At 43.0% G+C, this 20,884-nt stretch carries 12 protein-coding genes and 2 pseudogenes; 9 read left to right on the forward strand and 5 right to left on the reverse strand.

Features of this window, described 5'->3' with window-relative positions; genetic code table 11:
* Nucleotides 1–247 precede the first annotated feature (247 nt).
* The 5 genes and pseudogenes from BMX95_RS35670 to BMX95_RS35945 all read left to right on the forward strand — a co-directional run.
* Nucleotides 248–745 (forward strand): annotated as a pseudogene (locus tag BMX95_RS35670) (sulfatase-like hydrolase/transferase); the annotation flags it as partial.
* A 49-nt stretch (nucleotides 746–794) separates the two neighbouring features.
* Nucleotides 795–893 (forward strand): hypothetical protein, encoded by a 99-nt coding sequence (locus BMX95_RS35840; protein ID WP_425311890.1) that lies wholly within the window; start codon nucleotides 795–797, stop codon nucleotides 891–893.
* A gap of 387 nt (nucleotides 894–1,280) precedes the next feature.
* Nucleotides 1,281–2,396, forward strand: a complete 1,116-nt coding sequence (locus BMX95_RS12260; RefSeq protein ID WP_081204920.1) for a hypothetical protein — start codon at nucleotides 1,281–1,283, stop codon at nucleotides 2,394–2,396.
* Between the two features lie 223 nt (nucleotides 2,397–2,619).
* Nucleotides 2,620–2,913 (forward strand): hypothetical protein, encoded by a 294-nt coding sequence (locus BMX95_RS12265; protein WP_081204919.1) that lies wholly within the window; start codon nucleotides 2,620–2,622, stop codon nucleotides 2,911–2,913.
* A gap of 591 nt (nucleotides 2,914–3,504) precedes the next feature.
* A pseudogene (locus BMX95_RS35945) lies at nucleotides 3,505–3,938 on the forward strand (DUF6438 domain-containing protein).
* Between the two features lie 185 nt (nucleotides 3,939–4,123).
* On the opposite strand, the gene BMX95_RS12280 reads toward BMX95_RS35945, so the two are convergent.
* Both BMX95_RS12280 and BMX95_RS12285 read right to left on the reverse strand, forming a co-directional pair.
* On the reverse strand, nucleotides 4,124–5,611 hold the full coding sequence (locus tag BMX95_RS12280; RefSeq protein ID WP_081204916.1) for a RagB/SusD family nutrient uptake outer membrane protein: 1,488 nt from the start codon (nucleotides 5,609–5,611) through the stop codon (nucleotides 4,124–4,126).
* 18 nt (nucleotides 5,612–5,629) lie between these two features.
* Nucleotides 5,630–8,743, reverse strand: coding sequence for a SusC/RagA family TonB-linked outer membrane protein (locus BMX95_RS12285; protein WP_165759133.1), 3,114 nt, complete (start codon nucleotides 8,741–8,743; stop codon nucleotides 5,630–5,632).
* A gap of 450 nt (nucleotides 8,744–9,193) precedes the next feature.
* Here BMX95_RS12285 and BMX95_RS12290 point away from each other — a divergent pair, with 450 nt between their 5' ends.
* The 4 genes from BMX95_RS12290 (at nucleotide 9,194) to BMX95_RS12305 (ending at nucleotide 15,283) form a co-directional block, all read left to right on the forward strand.
* Nucleotides 9,194–9,769: a hypothetical protein gene (locus BMX95_RS12290; protein WP_081204914.1), complete on the forward strand. Its 576-nt coding sequence runs from the start codon at nucleotides 9,194–9,196 to the stop codon at nucleotides 9,767–9,769.
* A 120-nt stretch (nucleotides 9,770–9,889) separates the two neighbouring features.
* Nucleotides 9,890–10,615, forward strand: a complete 726-nt coding sequence (locus tag BMX95_RS12295; RefSeq protein WP_081204913.1) for an ImuA family protein — start codon at nucleotides 9,890–9,892, stop codon at nucleotides 10,613–10,615.
* A gap of 1 nt (nucleotide 10,616) precedes the next feature.
* Complete coding sequence (locus BMX95_RS12300; protein WP_081204912.1) at nucleotides 10,617–12,116, forward strand: Y-family DNA polymerase; 1,500 nt, start codon at nucleotides 10,617–10,619, stop codon at nucleotides 12,114–12,116.
* Nucleotides 12,117–12,127: 11 nt separating this feature from the next.
* Nucleotides 12,128–15,283, forward strand: coding sequence for an error-prone DNA polymerase (locus BMX95_RS12305; protein WP_081204940.1), 3,156 nt, complete (start codon nucleotides 12,128–12,130; stop codon nucleotides 15,281–15,283).
* A gap of 257 nt (nucleotides 15,284–15,540) precedes the next feature.
* On the opposite strand, the gene BMX95_RS12310 is transcribed toward BMX95_RS12305, so the two are convergent.
* The 3 genes from BMX95_RS12310 to BMX95_RS12320 all read right to left on the reverse strand — a co-directional run bounded on the left by BMX95_RS12310 (nucleotide 15,541) and on the right by BMX95_RS12320 (nucleotide 20,871).
* Nucleotides 15,541–15,729, reverse strand: a complete 189-nt coding sequence (locus BMX95_RS12310; protein WP_081204911.1) for a hypothetical protein — start codon at nucleotides 15,727–15,729, stop codon at nucleotides 15,541–15,543.
* Nucleotides 15,730–15,889: 160 nt separating this feature from the next.
* Nucleotides 15,890–16,396 carry a hypothetical protein gene (locus tag BMX95_RS12315; protein WP_081204910.1) on the reverse strand — a complete coding sequence of 169 codons (507 nt, stop codon included), beginning with the start codon at nucleotides 16,394–16,396 and terminating at the stop codon, nucleotides 15,890–15,892.
* A gap of 2 nt (nucleotides 16,397–16,398) precedes the next feature.
* Nucleotides 16,399–20,871 carry a DUF6443 domain-containing protein gene (locus BMX95_RS12320; protein WP_081204909.1) on the reverse strand — a complete coding sequence of 1,491 codons (4,473 nt, stop codon included), beginning with the start codon at nucleotides 20,869–20,871 and terminating at the stop codon, nucleotides 16,399–16,401.
* Nucleotides 20,872–20,884 lie beyond the last annotated feature (13 nt).

Here is a 20,884-nt window from a genome sequence, read left to right on the forward strand (position 1 = left end):
ATTGATTGGCGGTTGATAGGGATCGGGAGTACCAGCATTTGATTAATAGACACATCTCATCATGGTGTTTCGCCAAGCAAGCATCTTTTAAATTCTATTTTTGGGCAGATTTATCGGCTTATAAAGAGGAAAAGGAATTGTGAATAGTGTCTTTAGTTTATAGAAGGAAACTCCCGGGTCGGAATTAGCCGAACAGGAAAAACCCGCCTGTGCTTCTACATAATCATTTAACTATTTAAAAGTAAACATGAAAGCAAATAAAGATAAAAGCAATACAGATGGTAAGAGGAACCAGGGGGCATCCTCTCTGTCAAATGTTTTGCCGTTACCAACTCCCGGGTTCCATGGCCATATTGGCAACACCTATGCTGACTCTGAAGCGGATAGTATTTCTTTGCCCACACCGCCTAAGGGAGCGCCCAATATCCTGGTGATCCTGCTTGATGATGTTGGCTTCGGTCAAACAAGTACGTTTGGAGGCCCAGCCAACACACCCACACTTCAAAAGCTGGCAGATGAGGGACTTCGCTATAATCGCTTTCATACAACCGCCTTGTGCACACCATCCCGGTCAGCATTGCTATCTGGTAGAAATCATCATTCTGTTCACAACGGTGTCATCTCGGAAATGGCTACCGGCTTCCCGGGATATGATGCGCTATGGCCGAAGGAAGCAGCATGTGTTGCAGAGATATTGAAGGGTCATTACTATAGCACCGCTGCCTTTGGCAAGTGGCACAATACACCCGACCACGAGCTCAGTGCAGCAGGGCCAGAAAAACTGGATTCCCACCGTGCCTGGCAGGAATTGGTTTTCGTATTTTCGTTTGTACCAACCCACTGAAGCCTATTTTGATCGTTCATGGCCACTGCCCGACTTTGAACAGATATAATCAAAATCATAATATTGGAAAGACCCTCACATCAACTAATATCGGGCTTGACCGAATTCTATTTAGCTTTTAGTTGTTAACTTCAGCATTAGTAAATTTTCTTTGGCTTCGGTTCCGGGCGGACACAGCAACAATTCGGTCGGGTGGACTGGACAAATGTCGAACTGCCTCCTTAAAAGTCTTGTTGAATTTCAGAGAATTAAACATATTATTCGTATGGAATAAATGGCTCTATCTTTTTTTGGAATTACTGCGCGATTTACAAGACATCCTGCTCGCGGAGATTGTCAGGCGAAAGTACGCTAACCCCAAACCATTGTTGCATACCGCTCACGCCTAGGTTTTTTGATATTGGTAAAATGTCTATTTTACAGCAATTTCTTTTCAATGATCAATATTACCTCATTTGAAACGCTTGATAAGGCCATCAAGCTGGCTGGCGGAGAACCAACAGTACTGGAAGCATTGTGGGATGGCGACACATCTGGATGGTATTTGTATTTGAATTTACATGTAATAATAAAAAAACTCTTTTCTATTAAAAAAGAAGTTAGGTATTTAGGTACAATTAGTCTGGGCGGAGACATTAGGTTGTTCAATGGAACCGTACCACCCTGGCCTGAGGCTGAACTGGCAAAAGAATGGGGCAAGATGGCCAATGAAAAATATGGATTGATCTTTTATTTTCCATCTGATAAAGAACCGGATAATAATTGCCCTGGTTGGGAGCAACGGCATTTAGCCATTCAATGTGCTGATTGTGCTAAGATGATCATCCCTACCGATAGCCCTTACTTGTCAAAGGAAATTTGTTATAGTTGTCATCTAAAGCGAGAATTCAACAATAAAATAAAAAATGCCGAGCCTTACGATGATGGCGTTAATTTGTTCATGGTAAAAGATGAAGAGTATAATCATTTAGGTTATAGTAGTTTTTTAGACGGATTTTCCATGGCCCCATTCATTGATGACACAGTGCAATCCCGACGGGAGAAAAGACTAGTTGATATCGTTACTATTGATGAGCTGGATATTTCGATTATAAAAGAAAAAATTGAACAGGCACTTGATGAAAAAGTGGCAGTTTATAAATCAGCTGAATTCCCTCCAGATTTTCCTGAAAAATTTAAAAGTAATATAAAACGACATACTGTCGAATACAAGGGAAATAAATATGAATTGATAGAGCGGTTAAACGAAGAGCATTCGAAAATTGACGGATTAGTGTGGGCGCTTGAAATGGTTGACAAGGCCATTTCTGGGAATTATTGTTTCAAGATCTATTTCAAGAATGGGTTTACTTACCGGGATGATGCTGTATTACGGTTTGTGAACTTTGTTAGTAATGGCTCAACCTCCCTGGCGGCGATTGTGCAGCAGTACAGCGGTATATTAACGGAAACGGAGGTGCAGGATACAGTTACAAAGATGGAGAAGGCTGGTTGTTTGATAATAGAGGGAGAAATTGTACAGACTACAGATGTAACCAGGAAGCTGTTGTAGATTCATAAGGTTTAGGATGTAAGCTATTGCGCCTAAGATTGAGGCGAAACCATAAAAACAAATTCCCGACGGTAACCGTCGGGACTACTTGTTAGTCGGGCAACTGGACGAAGTTCGAACCTACTGATACAAGATTTTAAAGCCTTAGCCAAGAGGACTTTTGTGCTACGTTAATACGTATCTGAAGAAAGGAATCGTGAAATAATATTAAAAGTCCAGTAAAATGACGAAAGCTTTAAAGCATCTTCTAGCGGTAATGCTTATACATTTCCTCCTTATTCATTTTGGAATTTATTACATTACTCCTCCATTTCTTGTCAAAAATGAAATTCAAACCTTTTTGGATAAAGAATATAATAAGAAATTCAAAGTAGTTAAGGTAAAGACAGAATATAGCCCTGACCTTTTTCATCAGCCAACTGGATATTCTCTGGTGTTAAAAGATAGCGATGGATTAGAGTTTGATAATGTCTATGTGCAAAACAACAAAGAAGTCAGTGCATTACGAAAGAATTAAATATATAATATATTTAGCCGAGATTTGGCCGATTAGTCTTCTGAATTTCTATTAAGAGAAATTAAAAAAGAGCCAGGCTGATATTATGCAAGTGTTGAGATTATTGCATCCTCTTGTTGATATATTTGCATTTGCAGGATCTGGGCATACTTCACAGTTAGATGCAAATGTTGTTTTATAATTTATAAATAATGTATGAGAGCTATTTTTTTAGCAGTATTCATGGCAATTTCATTGATTTCCGTCGCAAACAAAATAGACGAGCTTAAAATTGAATCAGAGATAGTGCATTTTGTTGATGAGCTTTCAGGATACACTACAGTATTTCCAAAATCGATTCCTTCCGATCTGTCGCATATCAGATTCTTGAAAATCGATATTGATAACAATGGATCAACAGATCTTCTTGTAAATGATCGAAAAATTTTTGCAATCGTTGATGCTGGTAATGACAAATTCGAATTGAAATACGTAGGTACAGAACATAAGGAAAACAGGTTAGTCAGAATAGACACAACAGGCACGATGCCAATCCTGATAATCAAAAAGCAAAATGGTTATCAAAACCGATATCAACCAAAATTCGCTGAAATGCTGGATTCCATAACATACCAGTTTAATGGTTTCATCGAGTATAATAGTAAGCCAAAGGAAATAAAATTAGAAAGAATTAAGATTAGCAGTGAGCGATGCTTTGGTTCCTGCCCAATATATGAACTTACCGTTGATAGTAACAGAAGTGCAGCATTAAATGCTAAGGCATATATGAAGCATGAAGGCTTACTGAAAACTAAAATTGACAAAAGTCTTTCGATGAATTCATCAGTTTGTTAAGCTATCTAAATCCTGATTCTTTAAAAGCCGACTACTCTATTGATGCAACGGACAATCCGGCAATCAATATTGAAATTAAGTATAACGGAACCTTAAAGGAAATCCACGATTATGGGTTAGAGGGTAGTTTGGGATTACGACAGTTTTATTCTTTAATTGAAAAACTAGTCGAAAATCAAAAATGGCGGTAATTAAGTCTATTTAAACAAGAATACTTCAAACCAAAAAGAGCCTTCAAATCCAATGACTTGAAGACTCCTGTAAATTTCTGTCGGGCCGGCTGGATTCTAACAACAATAACATCACTGCCACCGATGATTAAAAAAAAGAGCCCCGTTTTCACGAGACTCTCTTATACTAATTTTTACAGTAACACCTAATAGCCATCATTCTGAACAAGCGCAGGCTTATTCAGGTCTATCTCCGGCTGTGGCAATGGCCAGAACTCATTATTATCTTTATAGATCGTCTTCAATTCCGGATGCTTGGGGTTTTGAACAAAATCATTAAGCGTTTGTTTGGCGATGCCCCATCTTCTTAAATCAAAATACCGCTGCCCTTCAAGCGCCAGCTCTACCCTTCTCTCATGCCTGATCCGCTGACGCATGGCATCCTGAGATAATGCCGCAGGCAATGCAGCCATATTCACCCCAGGCCGGGCCCGTACATCATTCACCTGCTGGTAAACACTCGCATCTGCACCTACTGCTTCGTTCTGTGCTTCGGCATACATAAGTTTTACATCCGCATACCGCAGCAATACATAGTCCTGGTCATCGAGCAAACCGGGCACGGGGTTTTTAACCGCCGGATCGATAAACTTCTTAGTGGGATAAAATCCATCTACCCACTCTGCTACACCCGGTGTTGCAGTAGTACCGGGATAAGGCCAGCCTTGCGCGGCGCCATCACCCGGGAAAAAGAAAGTCATTGTTTTCCTGGGGTCATTGGTTTCATATTCATCGATCATACTCTGCGTGCCCTGCACATCCTTCCAGCCGGGACCAATCAGCAACACGTTCAAAGAATAGCCATGTGGTACAGCCGGTGCTTTGAATTGAATAGAAAATAGGATCTCAGGACTTGACGTTTGCGCCGGTTTGTAAAAATTACCGGCATAATCGGGGTTCAATGAAAACAGTCCGGCATCGATGATCTTTTTGGCCATGGCTGCCGCTTCGGACCATCTCTTTTCATATAAGAACAAACGCGTCATATACCCTTCTGCAGCCGCTTTTATTACATGACCGGTGGTGTATTTCACATCTGGCAAATAAGCGATCGCTGAATCCCAATCCAGTTCCACCTGTTTCAAGATCTCAGCCCGGGGGCTTTTTGCCTTTGTGCTTTTATAGTCTATCGTAAACGGATCCTCCAGCACGAGGGGCACATTGCCATAGGTCATAGCCAGGTAGTAATAATTAAAACCCCTGATGAAGTACGCTTCCCCACGATACTGATTCAACTTATCGCCCGACAGTACTTTGTTTACATTCACCAAAAAAGTATTCACTGCGGCAATAGCCCGATAACAATTGTAATAGGTAGTATTGGGGAAACCATTGCTGGTAGGCGACAATCCAGCTACCGACGCTTCCTGTGCACCTGCCAGGCTATGCTGGCTATAGGAATTATCACTGAAGTTCTCCCACCACATAGGGGCAAACTGGTCTACCCCACTGCCGGCATTGCTGTAAAAAGTGTTGTACAACCCACTCAATGCCAGGTCGGCATCGCCGGGTGATGTCCAGAACACGGTTGTAGATAACTGATCGGGCGGCGTAAGGTCTAATTTTTTACAGGAATAAAAACCGGTAATGGTTAGTAACAATATAATGGACGGAATATATTTCTTGCGATTCATGTTTTTCTTTTTGCAGGTTTAAAATTCTACAGCAGCGCCAAAAGTGAAGGTCCTGTTTTGTGGATAATTGGCAAATCCATACCAGGCATCAGGTTTATAACTTAAATTAAGCCTCTCGGGATCTGCGCCTTGTTTTAAAGGCGTGAACACGGCGAGGTTGTCAACAGTAGCGTACAACCGTAATGATTTTACTCCGCTTATGAATTGTATGGGTAAATGATAACTTACCTGCACATTTTTTATGCGCATGAAACTCGCATCGTATAAATGGAAAGTTGACTGATAGTTGGTGATTTTCGGATAGCCATAAAAGCCGAGGTACAATTTGGGCATGGTGGTGGATGGATTGGTTGGTGTCCACCGGTCGAGCCAATCAGTTGTTGGCGGTGCCCCCTGTGCAAAAGGATCTGTTCCCCATTTATACAGATACACTTTGTTTCCCTGTGATCCATACAACTGCACGCTTATATCAAAACGTTTATAACTTCCTCCGAAGGTGAACGAATACTGAAAGTTCGGATACTGGCCTGCTACCACCTTACGGTCATCGGCATTTACAATATTATCACCAGTCACGTCTTTATACTTGATATCCCCAGGCGTGGGTGCTCCACCCAGTGAAGATTGATCGGGCGATTTGTTGATCTCATCCTGGCTTTGAAAAATGCCATCCATCTGATACAGGTAAAAAGAGTTGATGGGTTCTCCATTTCTCATGATCAGCTGGTTATCCGGACCGGTTATTACATCCTTCCCAAACGATACCAGCTTATTGCGGTATTGTGAAAAATTGGCCATCGCAAAATAAGAAATGTCTTTGTTGATCTTGTCCTGGTATTTCACCTGAAACTCAAACCCTTTATTACTTACTGCGCCGTCATTAATGGTAGGTGCATTCAAACCAAGCCACTGCGGCACCTGCGAGCCCCGTAAAATATCGTAGGTATATTTATTAAAATAGTCGGCCGAAAAACTCAGGCGGTTGTTCAGTACCGACATATCAAAACCCAGGTCAAGACTTCTGGTTGTTTCCCAGGTAAGCGCCGGATCAACCAGCGTATTGGGAACAAAACCAGTGTTTACATTACCGGCAAAGGCATAATTGTTTTGACTCAGGATGGGCTGATAAGGATAATTACCAATGTTCTGATTACCCAGAATACCCCAGGAGCCGCGGAGTTTAAGGTCGTTCAACCAGCTTACATCACTCAGGAATGCTTCCTTCGATACGCGCCAGCCACCAGAGAAGGAATAGAACAAACCCCAACGATTGTTTTTAGGCAAACGGGAAGTTCCATCATACCGCACACTGGCACCGAACAGGTATTTATCGGCAAAGTCGTAGTTGGCGTTTCCATAAAAGCTTTGGATGGCCCAGATGGAAGAAGAACCACTGTTTGTTTGTCCATTGGCAGAACCGGCATTTAATTCGGTCAGGTAATTGGTAGGATAACCTGTTCTGGCCGCATTTTGATACGTGTAATTATCCACTTCTTCCTGTGCGCCGGCCAGTAAACTGATACTATGCTCGCCCAGATGCTTCTGATAATTCAACTGGCTATACAGCGTTGTATGAATTTCATCATTGCTGCCCTGAGAGTAACCCAAGGTGCTGCCCGGGTTGTAATTACCAGCCGGTGACAGATCATTGAAATAATATACAGGGACCGTAGGCACAAAGGTGCTGGACTTATTGTAATCGAAGAAAACACCGGCGCGGTTTTCCCATTTCAGGTCTTTGGTAATATCCACATCGAGCGACAGGTTGCCCTGGCCATAGTAATCCGGATTTTTCGTTTGCGCCATAGTAGCTGTCAGCACCGGATTTTTATTACCCATTTCTGTTGAATAGGCTTTATAGATCCACAAGCCATCCTGGGTACGGGCCGGGTATAATGGCGACTGCGACAAGGTAGCAATATACAGGTCGGTACTGTTATTGAAAGGATAGGTACGGTTGCCATAACGGAATTGCATATTGGCACCCAGCGTCACTCTTTTGTTGACGCGGCTGTTCAATCCCATGCTAAGCGTATACTTTTTATAATCAAAACCCAGCATGGTACCTGGCTGGCTGGTATATCCCAAACCTACACTATAAGTGGTACCTTCTTTGCCACCGCTCAGGTTCAGGTAATGGTTTTGTACCACCGCTGTTGAGAACATATCATCCAGCCAGTTGTGGTTGGGATATTTCTGCCGGTCGGTCGCGTTCTTATACAAATCGATCTGCTGTTGGGTATAAACAGCCGCTTGTCCTGAATTGGCAGCTGCTTCATTCAACAGCTCCATATAGGTTGCTGAATTGGTGACCAGCTTTGGGAGTCTTGTTGGGTTAGAGATACCAACATTATAATTATAGGAAAGCGAAAAACCACCTCCCTTGCCCTTTTTTGTTTTAATTACAATTACCCCATTGGCGCCGCGTGAACCATAGATAGCTGCCGAGGCGGCATCTTTCAATACGCTCACCGATTCAATGTCATTGGCATTGATGGCAGATAAACTACCCGGTATCCCATCTACAATAACCAGCGGATTGGTACCTGCGCCGCTGAACGTGCCCACCCCTCTTATTAAGAGCTGCAGGTTTTCGTTACCGGGTTCGGCTGAGTTTTGGGTAACCGATAACCCTGGCAATTGTCCCTGCAATAAAGCAGCGGGATCTGTAGCCACCCGTTTGGTAAGATCATCGCCCGAAACAGTGACCACAGAGGAGATGTTTTTGTGTTTGCTTTGGGTGCGGTACCCCACCACTACCACATCTTCATTTTGCACCGCAGTCGCCTGCATTGCCACATTAATTGTTTGATCGGCATCAGGCGCAACAATCTGCTGCGATTGATAGCCGATATAGGAAATAGTAATTACTGTACCTGTTGGTACATGTAAAACAAACTTTCCGTTTTTGTCGGTACTAACAGCGGTACTTTTGTGTGTGCTGGTAACCACGCTGGCCCCTTCCAGCGGTTTCCCGGAAGCAGTTACCGTTCCGGAGAGGGTAACAGCAGGAGGATCTTGTGCAAAGCTGCCGGTTGCAGCGAATAGGAAAATGAATAAAAAAGAATGGAAAAGTTTCGGGTACCATTCAAAGGAAGACTGGCGTATGCGGCAATCATTTGTACTTTTCATACAGTGCAAGCATTTGAAATGAATAAAAGAAATAAGTAACCTTAATTTATAAACAGACTGCTTCGGCAATAGAATACCTGTCACAGAAGCAGACATATTATGCCCTGTGCTGAGAAAACAACACAAAAAAATGCAATAAGAAAAAGATTGGAGTTAACGTCGTGAAAGCACCATTGCCCCTATTCATCAGACCCATTCACGAATAGTCCGCACCCCGACTGTACTATACTATCCTATACTACCGTACAAATATATTATTAACTTTTTATTTACTTACAAAAATTTTTTGATTAGAGTAGATTCCACAACCCGTATTTAACCGCTGTTGGCCGGAGTGAAGGAAGTGCAGGTATTGGAATCAGAATGGGAAAATCTGGCCGCAAAAAGTGTATCGATATTTTTCTGAATACCGGACTTTAAGCAGACAATAACTTTTTGTAGTTTGGCGGGATGAGATTGAAAAAACTGTCGATAATACCGGCCCTGTTTATTTTGATGAGTTGTGCCAGGACAACAATTCTTAAAGATGGTTATTCTAAAGCGCCTGTAAATCCCAAAGTATTTAAGAACAGGGTTTATTTTGACAAATCAATTTTAACTCAGGTTGATACCACCGTTATTTATGAACTATATAATGACAACTTTTATGTAGGATTTGAAAAGCAACCGGATGTTTTAGCAAGATTCAATTATAAAGATGTAAATACTATTTATGGAGTTTATAGATTTTATGGAAACGGTTGTTTTAGTCTCTTTCACCTCGACAGAAAAAAACCCGAATTAACATCCCAGTTTTTTGACCCCGCTTATACTGGTTGGAGGGGGGTACTTTATAAGAAGAAAAATAAAATACTAGGAGATGAATTTACTCAAGTCGGACCAAATAGCTGGCAATTAGGTAAACAAATTCAAGAATTTATATTTAACGGAGACACACTTATTGTAGATTTTAAAAATGTACATAAATATACTTACATAAAACGCCACATCGAACCCAAACTACTGGAACATAAGGCAGACTGGTAAATAACTCAATCCTTGCCTCCTCCCGGGAGGGGATTTTTGAAGAATATGTGTAAAATGCCCCTATTACTAATATATTTAGTAACTTGCAGCCAGAAACATTAGCAAATTCAACCAATAGTCATGGCTGCAAATCAGGATACTTTTGCGCGATTGCAGCAGGATATTCTCTTGCTTCAAGGTTTTAAGCCGGCCACTACGCAAATCACCAACTGGCATGGCCTGGAACAGCTTAAATCAGCATTCCCGAATGGCGTTTTCCCAACTGGCGCTGTTCATGAATTCTTTTGCACTGGGCCGGAAACGGTTTCTACCTCTGCAGGGTTTGTTAGCGGTATTTTATCCTCTTTATTAAAACAACAGGGCGCCACCATTTGGATCAGCCCTGGTAAAATGATCTTTCCTCCTGCCTTAAAACATTTTGGCATGGACCCCGAAAAAGTCATTTTCATTCACCTTAAAAATGAAAAGGAAAAGTTGTTTGTGATGGAGGAAGCGCTTAAATGCGATTCGGTAAGTGCTGTAGTGGGTCAAATAAACGAGATCAGTCTTACAGAAAGCAGGAGATTTCAACTGGCGGTTGAACACAGCAAAGTAACCGGGTTTTTAATTCGTCAAAACCCCAGAAATATAATGACTTCCTGCGTCACCCGCTGGCAGATAGCCCCCTTGCCAGGTGACGATACAGCAGGTTTACCAGGCGTAGGCTTTCCCAAATGGGATGTACAATTATTAAAGGTGCGAAACGGCAAACCCGGCCGTTGGGAAATGCAATGGCAATCAGGCAGGTTCCAAGTTACGCCAAAATATAGTTTTGAAATAAAAGTCCCAATACGGAAAATAGTATGAGATGGAGAAAAGATATGTGGCAATATGGTTTCCGTACCTGGCTACGGATTGGTTTGAGCGCCAACATCCTGCATTGAAAAACAATGCATTTGTTTTATCGGCACCTTCGCATGGCAGAATGATGATCACTGCAGCCAATTCCGATGCGCAAAAATTACTGATTCGCGAAGGAATGGTATTGGCCGATGCAAGGGCTATATGCCCTACCCTGCAATATTTTGATGATAAGCCAGACCTTACCGGTCAGCTGCTGCAACGAATAGCTGAATGGTGTATCCGTTTTACGCCTATAGTAGCCATAGATCCGCCGGGTGGTCTTATATTGGATGCGAGCGGCTGTTCCCATTTATGGGGCAGCGAAGAAGAGTATGTATTGGATATTATTAAGCGATTGGCAACAAGAGGTTATTTTGCAAAAGCGGCCATGGCCGATACCATTGGCGCCGCCTGGGCTATTACCCGCTTTGGAAAAGAAAGGGTGGTTGAAAAAGACAATCACCTGGAAACCCTCCTTGCTTTACCGCCCGAAGCATTGCGACTGGATGAAAATACCATAGCCCGGTTACATAAACTGGGGTTGAACCAGATCAAACATTTAGTGACTATTCCTGCTGCTTCATTGAGACGCCGGTTTGGGCCCCTCCTGCTTCAACGCATAAACCAAATAGTAGGAAGAGAACACGAATTTATTGAACCTATCATCCCGCCGGAACCTTACCAGGTGCGTCTGCCCTGTATAGAGCCTATTGCCCGCGTTGCAGGAATTGAAATTGCGTTACGCACCCTGCTGGAACAATTATGTGAGCGCATGCAAAAAGAAGGGAAAGGATTGCGTACCGCTTGTTTTAAAGGACATCGCCTGGATGGCAAAATAGCAGACATCCAGATCAGTACCAGCCGCGCATCCTGCAACGTCAATCATTTGTTTCATCTTTTTGAAATGAAACTGCCTGCATTTGAACCTGATTTGGGTATTGAACTTTTTTTACTGGAAGTTACCCGGGTGGAAGATTATACACCTGCACAGGAACAATTCTGGAAAGAAAGCGCGGCATTAAATGATCAGCCCATTGCTGAATTGATTGACCGGTTAACAGGAAAGATCAACCCGGACGCTATTCAACGCTACCTGCCCGACGAACATCATTTACCCGAACGTTCCTTTAAAAAAGCAACATCACTTTCCGAACAACCAACCACCCAATGGCCAACCAACAAACCACGGCCCATACTCTTGCTGGAAAGACCGGAAAAAATTGAAGTAACGGCCCCCATCCCCGACTATCCTCCGCTGAATTTCAGGTATAAGGGACAGTTGCATAAAGTAGTTAAAGCAGACGGTCCCGAGCGTATTGAACAGGAATGGTGGCTTGCGGAGGGCGAACATCGGGATTATTACACCATTGAAGACGAACAGGGTTGCCGGTACTGGTTGTTTCGTGCCGGTCACTATAATGAAGAAAAGAAACCGCATTGGTTCCTACATGGCTTTTTTGCTTGAAAGCATATTTTATGGAATACACTGAACTACAGGTTACCACCAATTTTTCGTTTTTGCGGGGCGCATCGCATCCGCATGAATTGGTAGAGCACGCAACAAAGCTCGGTTATAAAGCAATTGGTATTACCGACCGGAATACCTTAGCCGGCGTCGTTCGCGCATACAGCGCAGCCAAAGAACATGGAATAAGGATCATTACAGGCTGCCGGTTAGATTTGCTGGATGGGCCGAGCTTACTGGCCTACCCAACCAACAAAGAAGCTTATGCGCTGTTAACCAGCTTACTTACTTTAGGTAATACCCGGGCAGAAAAAGGCGAATGCTTTTTGAACAAGGAAGATGTGTACAGCCACTCAAAAGGTCTCCGGTTTATCTCCATACCGCCAGACCATTTGAACGAAGCATTTGCCTTTGACAATCTTTACATAAATACGTTAGAAGAATATCGGGAAGCGTTTGGCAGCCATCTTTACCTCGCCGCTTCAAAAAGGTATGGCGGTGATGATCAAAAACAGCTTTTCCGACTGGCAGAATTGTCTACCCGCTATCGCATCCCGATGGTAGCCACCAACGACGTGCATTATCATATTTCAACCAGACGGCAATTGCAGGACGTGCTGACCTGTGTGCGTGAAAAATGTACCATCTATAATGCGGGTTTCCGGCTTCATGCCAATGCAGAAAGATTTTTGAAACCTGCCCAGGAGATGAACCGGTTGTTCCGGCACTATCCCGGTGCCATCAAATACACGCAGGAGATTGCAGAAGCCTGTACGTTTTCCCTCGATGAATTGAAATATGAGTACCCGGATGAGATCTTTACTGAAGGCCGTAGTCCGCTGGAAGAGTTGACCATTTTAGCCTGGGAAGGTGCCAAAGAATATTATGGTAACATTATACCTCAAAAGATCATTGACAACATCAACCATGAACTTCGTTTCATTGAGGAAATGAATTATGCCTCCTATTTCCTTACTGTATATGACATCGTACGTTTTGCCCGCCAACAGGGCATCCTTTGTCAGGGAAGAGGCTCTGCCGCGAATTCCACCGTTTGTTTTTGTCTTGGTATTACTTCGGTTGACCCTACAAAATTTGATCTCCTGTTTGAGCGCTTCTTATCAGCTGCGCGCAACGAACCACCAGACATAGACGTAGATTTCGAACACTCGAGGCGCGAAGAGGTGATTCAGTATATCTATAACAAGTATGGCCGTGACCGGGCGGCTATAGTCGCCACCGTTACCCAGCAACATTCAAAGGGGGCCATCAGGGATGTAGCAAAAGCAATGGGACTTTCTATGGATGCTATCAACCGGCTTGCCAGTTCCGTAGGTTCGTTGGGTGCATATTCCGAGCAGCCGATGGATGTAACCCGGATTACGGAAGAAGGATTCGATGTACGGGACAAACACCTGCAAAAAGTATTAGACCTTACCCGGCAGTACGTTAATTTCCCCCGTCAGTTGGGCCAACACACCGGTGGTTTTGTTATGACGAGAGGAAAGCTTTCAGACCTGGTCCCGATCCTGAATGCAAGGATGGAGAACCGCACCTGTATAGAATGGAACAAAGACGATATTGACGTTTTAGGATGGCTTAAAGTGGATGTGTTGGCGCTGGGTATGCTCACCTGTATTCGCAAGGCGTACGATTTGGCCAAAGAAAAATATGGTCTCCATTTAACGTTGGCGAATATCCCACAAGACGATGCGGCGGTATACGACATGATCAGTGCCGCAGACACCATTGGCGTTTTCCAAATAGAATCGCGGGCACAACAATCCATGCTGCCAAGACTAAAGCCCCGCTGTTTCTATGACCTGGTTATCGAGGTGGCCATCGTGCGGCCCGGCCCCATCCAGGGCGACATGGTGCATCCCTATCTACGTCGTCGGAACGGTGAAGAACCGGTGGAATATCCATCAAAAGAACTGGAAGATATTCTGAAACGCACCCTGGGCGTTCCCCTGTTCCAGGAACAAGCCATGAAAATAGCCATTGTAGCAGCAGGCTTTACCCCTACAGAAGCTGATCTGCTGAGAAAGAGTATGGCAACGTTTAAAAATCCCGGAATGGTTTCTCATTTTAAAGAGAAGCTTATTAAAGGAATGGTGAATAACGGCTATACAACGGAGTATGCTGAACGGGTTTTTAAACAACTGGAAGGTTTCGGTAGCTATGGGTTCCCGGAAAGCCATGCAGCCAGCTTTGCACACCTGGTGTACATTTCCTCCTGGCTTAAATGCCATTATCCCGATGTGTTTGCCTGTGCCATCCTGAACAGTTTACCGATGGGTTTTTATCAACCCGCACAGCTGGTTATCGATGCACAAAAACACGGGGTGGAAGTAAAGCCAGTCGACGTTAACTACTCCCATTGGGATAATACACTGGAAGAAAAATCAGGCAAGTATCATGTGCTTCGGCTTGGCTTCCGCCATATAAGGGGAATGAAGGAACAGGACACACAGACGCTATTAACCCATAGAACAAAACAATATACCAGCATCAATGAATTGCGGACAATAGGCATTTCTGACACCACCCTGGAAAAGCTGGCCGATGCAGATGCATTCAGGTCTTTGGATTTGGCCCGCAGACAAGCGCTTTGGGAAGTATCAACAAAAGACTCCCCTACCGGTATATTTTCTAATCAATCGAACAATGAGCAGCATCCTGTTATTTTACCGGAAATGTCACCCTTCGAGCATGTGCTGCAGGATTATCAGGCCACTGCGCTTTCTATTAAAGAACATCCGGTGAGTTTTGTACGGGAGAAGCTGAAGCAGCTTCATGTATCATCCTCCGCCGACCTTGAAAAAGGCATTGACGGCAATATAGTGAGAGTGGCTGGATTGGTATTAGTGAAACAAAGACCAGGAACAGCCAAGGGCGTTTGCTTTATGACCATTGAAGACGAAACGGGTACCACCAATGTGATCTTCTTTCAAAACCTGTTCAAAGAATATCGGAAAGAAATTGCCTTATCGAAACTGATCATGGTAGAAGGAAAACTACAAAAACAGGACGGCATCATCCATGTGATCGTTGAACGATGTTATAATTTCTCGAAGCTTTTCTGGGAAGCGAAGCAGGAAAAGACAACGAAGGGAGATGGCCAGGAACAGTTGAGTATGTTTCCGAAGGGGAGGAATTATAAGTGAGATTGGGCTTTTAATATTAAAGAAAAAAGGATCGAACAACTAGAATTTATTTAAAATCTGGCTCTCATAAGTGATTAATGAGCCGCAGCGGGTGCTGCGGCTTTTAAACTGTTTTAATTCTAACAACAATTAGAAAGAAGGGAACTCCCCTATTACTTTAATAATTTCACCACTTCCTAAAACATGTATTCCTTCATCAAAGGTAAATTGCTCCCCAGCAGTAAATTGGCTATCATTTATCATTCCCTTAATAAAGGTTATTTGAACAATACTTTCATTCCCGGTTCGAATAAGGGCATTTCAATTAAATCAATTCGACCTGAAATTTTTGTTTTTTCATCTTTAAAATTGAAAAGAGGTCTATAACCATTTACGATAGGTTTATTTCGGGTATTTTCCCCCGAAAGCAATTCGATTTTAGCTAATATTTTAATTAAATGATACATGATTCATATTTTACAAACCCGGTCCGTTAAATGACGCGCTCGCAACCAGTACAATAAGAATATTACGGACCGTTGACTTTTTTATCCGAATAACGACCTAAGAAGCGGAAAGCACAAGCGGACGCTTGCGCCATTTCGGAGCATTTCGACCCTAAAAAATTCAAAGATCTAAATTTGACAAAGTAGAGTTAATTACAGTTTGTAATTCAGTATTTGAGATTTTCGAATTATACAGGCACAAAATTCTTCCATCATTTTCGCAGCGTGCAATTTCATATGTTAAATTTTCAAGGCCGAGATTGTTATGAACGTATTTAATAATCTCGTCAATATTTTCCGATAAAATATTTCCATCGGTAAACAAAAGCAATAAGCCTCGTGCAAATTCTTCCGATTCGCTAATATCCTGAAGTATTGAAGAAGGACAGAAATCAATCTGGTTAATGAGGTATTTGGTTTTACCCAACTTGAATTCAGAAACCGAACTAAAATCATAACCTATCGAATAATTTTCTTGAGGTGCAATCGTCAAAACAATCACTGGTCTATTTAAAAAAATTTTACATAATATATTAAAATAAAGTTTTTCAATCGTAGCCAATTCTTCCAAACTGTTATAAGAAGTATCAATTTTTGTTATTGTTACATTATTAATTCTAATATCCATCCTTATTCATTTTTAAGTTCTACAATTTTTTGTCCGGCTGCCTCCCCGGCACTCGAACCTATAAAGGAACCTCCTATACCACCAATAATTGCTCCGAAAAAACCGCCAACCGCAGTACCTACAGGACCACCAAAAGAGCCGAAGCCTGCACCGATCGCTCCCCCTCCTTTAGCCCCTAACCATGCTCCAGTCCATCCACCAGCAATCTTAGACGATGCAACAATAGTATTATCGCCTGATTTGTGTTCATCAACGTCCTTTGCTATTGCATTTCCTAACTGCATCCCGTCGGCGGCAAGGGCTAATGGTACCGCTACTTTATTTATCCCTTCCAATACCTGACCTGTTGTTTTTAAAGCGCCAAACTGACCAGGTGTAAGTTTAATGTGAGGATCAGGAACTCCCGTTACTTTCGGATTAATATTTAAATGCGGTTCCGTCATTCCCACATGCGGTCCATCTACTCTAATTACAGACTGAGCACGTATTTTTCCAGACTTATTAATGGAACCCATCATATCTCTTATTCCTGTAACTGTAGAAGTTATCGGTGGTTCAAGTTGAAAACGCTGATTTAATCCAAAGGAAAACCCCTTTGCAGTGTTACCGACAGCATTAGCTACTCTTGCAGGCCAGGGAACACTAGAATCTCCTAATGGGTCTGCATGAAGTATGGGATTATTCAACATAGCTGTATATGGAGACCACGCTTCTGCACTTTCTATTTTAGGATCTATTTGTAAAAATCTTCCGATCTGTGGATCAAGCGTTCTATAGAAAGCATCATATTGGTTAATATCTAAATCAGTAGTATGTTCTATTCCGTTAAACTGTTTCTTGTTTTCAGCATAATTTGGCATTAACGCCTTCGAACTTATCCCCGCCATCGTCAGTCCAAACGGATAATAATGCGTTTCCTCGAGTAATGGCCCTGTATGATGAGTTACCGACAGGTCATCAAAGAACACATCCCAATTTTCCGTTTCATTGCTCACGTAAATATACAAATATCCGTTCTTAGTGATGTCAATACCACTTTGAACCAGCGGATTAACCGTCTCGGCTGCACCTACTGGCTTAGCGCCACTTTGCGGAAAGGTGTTTACATACCCGAATTGCTCATCAACCAATATCCAGTTCAGGTAGGCTTTAGGTTTATTGAGGATGTCGTTATTATTATCCTGGCGGAAACCTGTCAATGCACCCTTCAGCGGACTGTTAACCGGATCACTTAAATCGGCCAAGGTTCCCTTTGCCACTCCCGAAGTCGACACAATTCCACCTGCCAGGGAAGCAAGGATATCATTGAATAGGTCAACAGTTGGCTTTGTCCCCGGATTATCATGATACAACGATCTTACCCCGATATCCACCACATCGCCTGCCATTACTTTCAGTACAATACCTGGTCCTTTCTTTTGAATGTTACCATTCACATATGCTACCGTTTCATTTGAATCTTCTGCTCCGCCGCCCGGAAAACCTGCAGTACTGGCCGGATACTGGCTTACATCCAGGTTATCGAATAACTGATTCTCCTGGGTACGGGCGCCGCTTTCCATGGTGGCGATATAATTATGTTGATCTTTTTGTTCGGTTAATACCATCCGGACATTATCCAGATGGTCTTTTAAAAAGTAATCCCAGGTAAAGGAAACGAAGTTCCCGTTTTCGTCACGTACAGGCCGTATTCTTCCTTCTTCCTGTGGTAAAAACTGCAACACATCATTTTCATAAGTACCGAACAGATAGAGTGTAGTTTTATCGGGCTTGCCTGTTTCGTGTACCGTTTTCTTTAATTTATTACCAGTAGCATCGTAAGTATAATCTATACTTCCCTTATTTTTTATAGTAATGGTTTGAGGAAGGTTCAGGTGATTATACGTAATAGCCGTAATGTCTTTATTCTGATCAACCGTGAGGTTACCATTGGGATCATAATCGTAATCAGTAGCCGCTGCTGTTTTAGTTCCGCCCAATATATTGATATAGTCCTGAGAAGTCCTGAAATCGCCCAATTTCGTTTGTGCATCATTCTTATCATCAACTACATTTTGCAATCTATTCGAGTTCGGCAGATAGGTATAATGCAACTGATCGATATAATCGCTGCTGGATACTTTTAAACCCTTTTGTGTTTGGGTAAGTATATTGCCATTGGCATCATAGGTCAGGTTCGATACAGAAAAATCGATTCCTGCATTTACATTGAAGCCTGAGTTGAATTGCGTGAAATTGGCGCCGGTTAGCCGGTTCACATTATCATAGGTAAAATCGTATTTTCTTACCTGCCCGTCGCCTTTGCTTTTCCATACCGTACCCGCAATGTTCCCACTATATTGAGCGGCGGCATAATTACCCAATGAGCCGATGGCTGGCTTATCATACCCCAGATCAAAACCAAAATAATGCGTAGTATTCGAAGTGCTTTTGGCATAATCCCGGTTGGCGCCCAGCATCCAACCTCTTATATTGTAATCATAGGTCAACGTTTCTATGCCGGCGTTGTTATTAAATGCCGGCGATAGTTTTTTGGTTATCACTTGTCCCAACGCATTGTAGGCCATTGTTGCAACCGCCTTCCAGCCTGTATTATTCAGGTTCTTTTCTACGGCCATTATTCTTCCGAGATCATCATAACTGTACTTTGTTGCCAGGTCGTAGTGTTCTCCATCACCGCCGCTTTTCTGATGTTTTATATGACTCCGCAGCAACTGACCCGAAAAACTAAACTGGTTCGTGACAATATCCATTGCCCCGGTATAATTCATCGTTTGTACCTGTATCACCCTTCCCTTTTCATCATATAAATTGCAGGATGTTATGTATTTGTCTTCGCCTAACACTTTTACTTTTGTCCACGTGACCAACCCGGTCAATGAAGCACCCTGCGTTACAGGGTCCGGAAAGTCCGATGCACCTGCGTCCAGGTAAGGTTCATACCCATGTACCAGATCTGTTGTTGAAAAATTGGTATAAATACCATCATAATTATCATAATAGGTATGGGTAAGCAGGGTAAATGCAGCGCCGGCAGGAATGGGATCGTTGTTTATTAACGTTCCATCGATCATGGTGCCGGGAGAAGAACCACCCGTTTGTCCTGAAAATAATATCTGAGCACTGAATTGAGGGCCGGCTTCAAAACCATCCACCAGGGCAATACTGTTGATGGCCTGTTTATCACCACTAACCGGGGATGGTTCACCGGCATTCGGCAATACCAGGTCGTTCACCAGGGCGGGAGTAGTTCCGCCACCTGTATTCGCTGGTGTGTTAACCAATGCCTGCAATGCGACAGCTGTTCCTGTATAAACTATAAGCCCTGTAATTACAGGCCGGTTCAAGCCGTCGTACAGGGTAGTGAGCCATTGGTCATTCTTTTTCAAATTAGCATCCTGGGTAAATACCAGCCGGTCCCTTACATCGTAGATCATTTGCACGGGTTTCGCTCCGGGCACCTGTTTCATGGTCAGCCGATCGCGCTGGTCATACTCATAGCGAAAACATTGCTCCTTTAAGATATCTCCATTCAACGACGTTATGTTCCAGCCATTTTGCATTAACAACACAACACCTTGCGGCTGTATTACGGCCCTTAAAAGGTTCCCATCATCATAGATATAATAGGTGCATAACCAATTGGTATGCCCGCTCCCACTGCCATCATCGGCCAGGGCTGTATGCTGCACTTTTTTAAGGACCACCAGGCCTTCCTTATCTTTAAATTCAATAACCTGTTTACCTTGTTCGTCGACTGTTATGCTTTTATACAATTCCCCGGCAGCATACACACCATTGGTGCCAATGGCGCCAAAATCGTTGAGTACGTCTGTTATTGTCCAGATCCTTACTTCATCCGTTGAGGTGTTCAAAAAATACTTTGCTTTTACTGACCGGCGGTCATTTTCATTGGTCTGGGCGTAAGTGCCAGTCCAACTATCACCTGGCGCAAACGACTCCGTTATGCGGTTAAACGGAGAGCTTTCATAATTAATTTGTCCATAGTAAAAGGTTTCGCCCGGGTATTGGACCGCTCCAAAAGCTGCCTGTTGCTGATAGGGATCCAATTTGAACAATCCATCGTTTATGGAATTCAAACCACTGGTATTATTAGCCGCAAAGGGCAGGTACTTATACACCTCCCTGCCCAATTCATCATACTTTACAGGGCTTATCAGATCAACAGGATTGTTGCCATTTGCACTTGATAAAGAACCCTGTTTTAATACCGATTGCAGGGGCCGGCCTAATCCGTCAACATATTGAGTCGTTTGTTTCACGGCTTTTAGCGGTCTTGCAACCAAAGTTCCGGGATCAGTTTCCGGGGCGTTAGCCTCCCAGCTTCGAACATAGTTCGCTTTCATCCCTGCGCTATAGATATCCTGAAGGGGCTGGGGTTGTTGCGCACAGGCGCCCACAGACCACAATATAAAAGCTATATAAACAGTCAGCCTGGTTGTTAACCTGGTCATATTTATTAGGATA

The organism is Niastella yeongjuensis (assembly GCF_900110245.1).
In the GTDB taxonomy this organism is placed as follows: domain Bacteria; phylum Bacteroidota; class Bacteroidia; order Chitinophagales; family Chitinophagaceae; genus Niastella; species Niastella yeongjuensis.

What these genes read in the sequence shown, in the direction of transcription:
- BMX95_RS12295 (WP_081204913.1), top strand. Translation starts at nt 9,890, where the DNA reads ATGGCTGCAAATCAGGATACTTTTGCGCGATTGCAGCAGGATATTCTC.
- BMX95_RS12285 (WP_165759133.1), bottom strand. Translation starts at nt 8,743, where the DNA reads ATGAAAAGTACAAATGATTGCCGCATACGCCAGTCTTCCTTTGAATGG.
- BMX95_RS12310 (WP_081204911.1), bottom strand. Translation starts at nt 15,729, where the DNA reads ATGTATCATTTAATTAAAATATTAGCTAAAATCGAATTGCTTTCGGGG.
- BMX95_RS12305 (WP_081204940.1), top strand. Translation starts at nt 12,128, where the DNA reads ATGGAATACACTGAACTACAGGTTACCACCAATTTTTCGTTTTTGCGG.
- BMX95_RS12265 (WP_081204919.1), top strand. Translation starts at nt 2,620, where the DNA reads ATGACGAAAGCTTTAAAGCATCTTCTAGCGGTAATGCTTATACATTTC.
- BMX95_RS12300 (WP_081204912.1), top strand. Translation starts at nt 10,617, where the DNA reads ATGGAGAAAAGATATGTGGCAATATGGTTTCCGTACCTGGCTACGGAT.
- BMX95_RS12315 (WP_081204910.1), bottom strand. Translation starts at nt 16,396, where the DNA reads ATGGATATTAGAATTAATAATGTAACAATAACAAAAATTGATACTTCT.
- BMX95_RS12290 (WP_081204914.1), top strand. Translation starts at nt 9,194, where the DNA reads ATGAGATTGAAAAAACTGTCGATAATACCGGCCCTGTTTATTTTGATG.
- BMX95_RS12320 (WP_081204909.1), bottom strand. Translation starts at nt 20,871, where the DNA reads ATGACCAGGTTAACAACCAGGCTGACTGTTTATATAGCTTTTATATTG.
- BMX95_RS12260 (WP_081204920.1), top strand. Translation starts at nt 1,281, where the DNA reads ATGATCAATATTACCTCATTTGAAACGCTTGATAAGGCCATCAAGCTG.
- BMX95_RS12280 (WP_081204916.1), bottom strand. Translation starts at nt 5,611, where the DNA reads ATGAATCGCAAGAAATATATTCCGTCCATTATATTGTTACTAACCATT.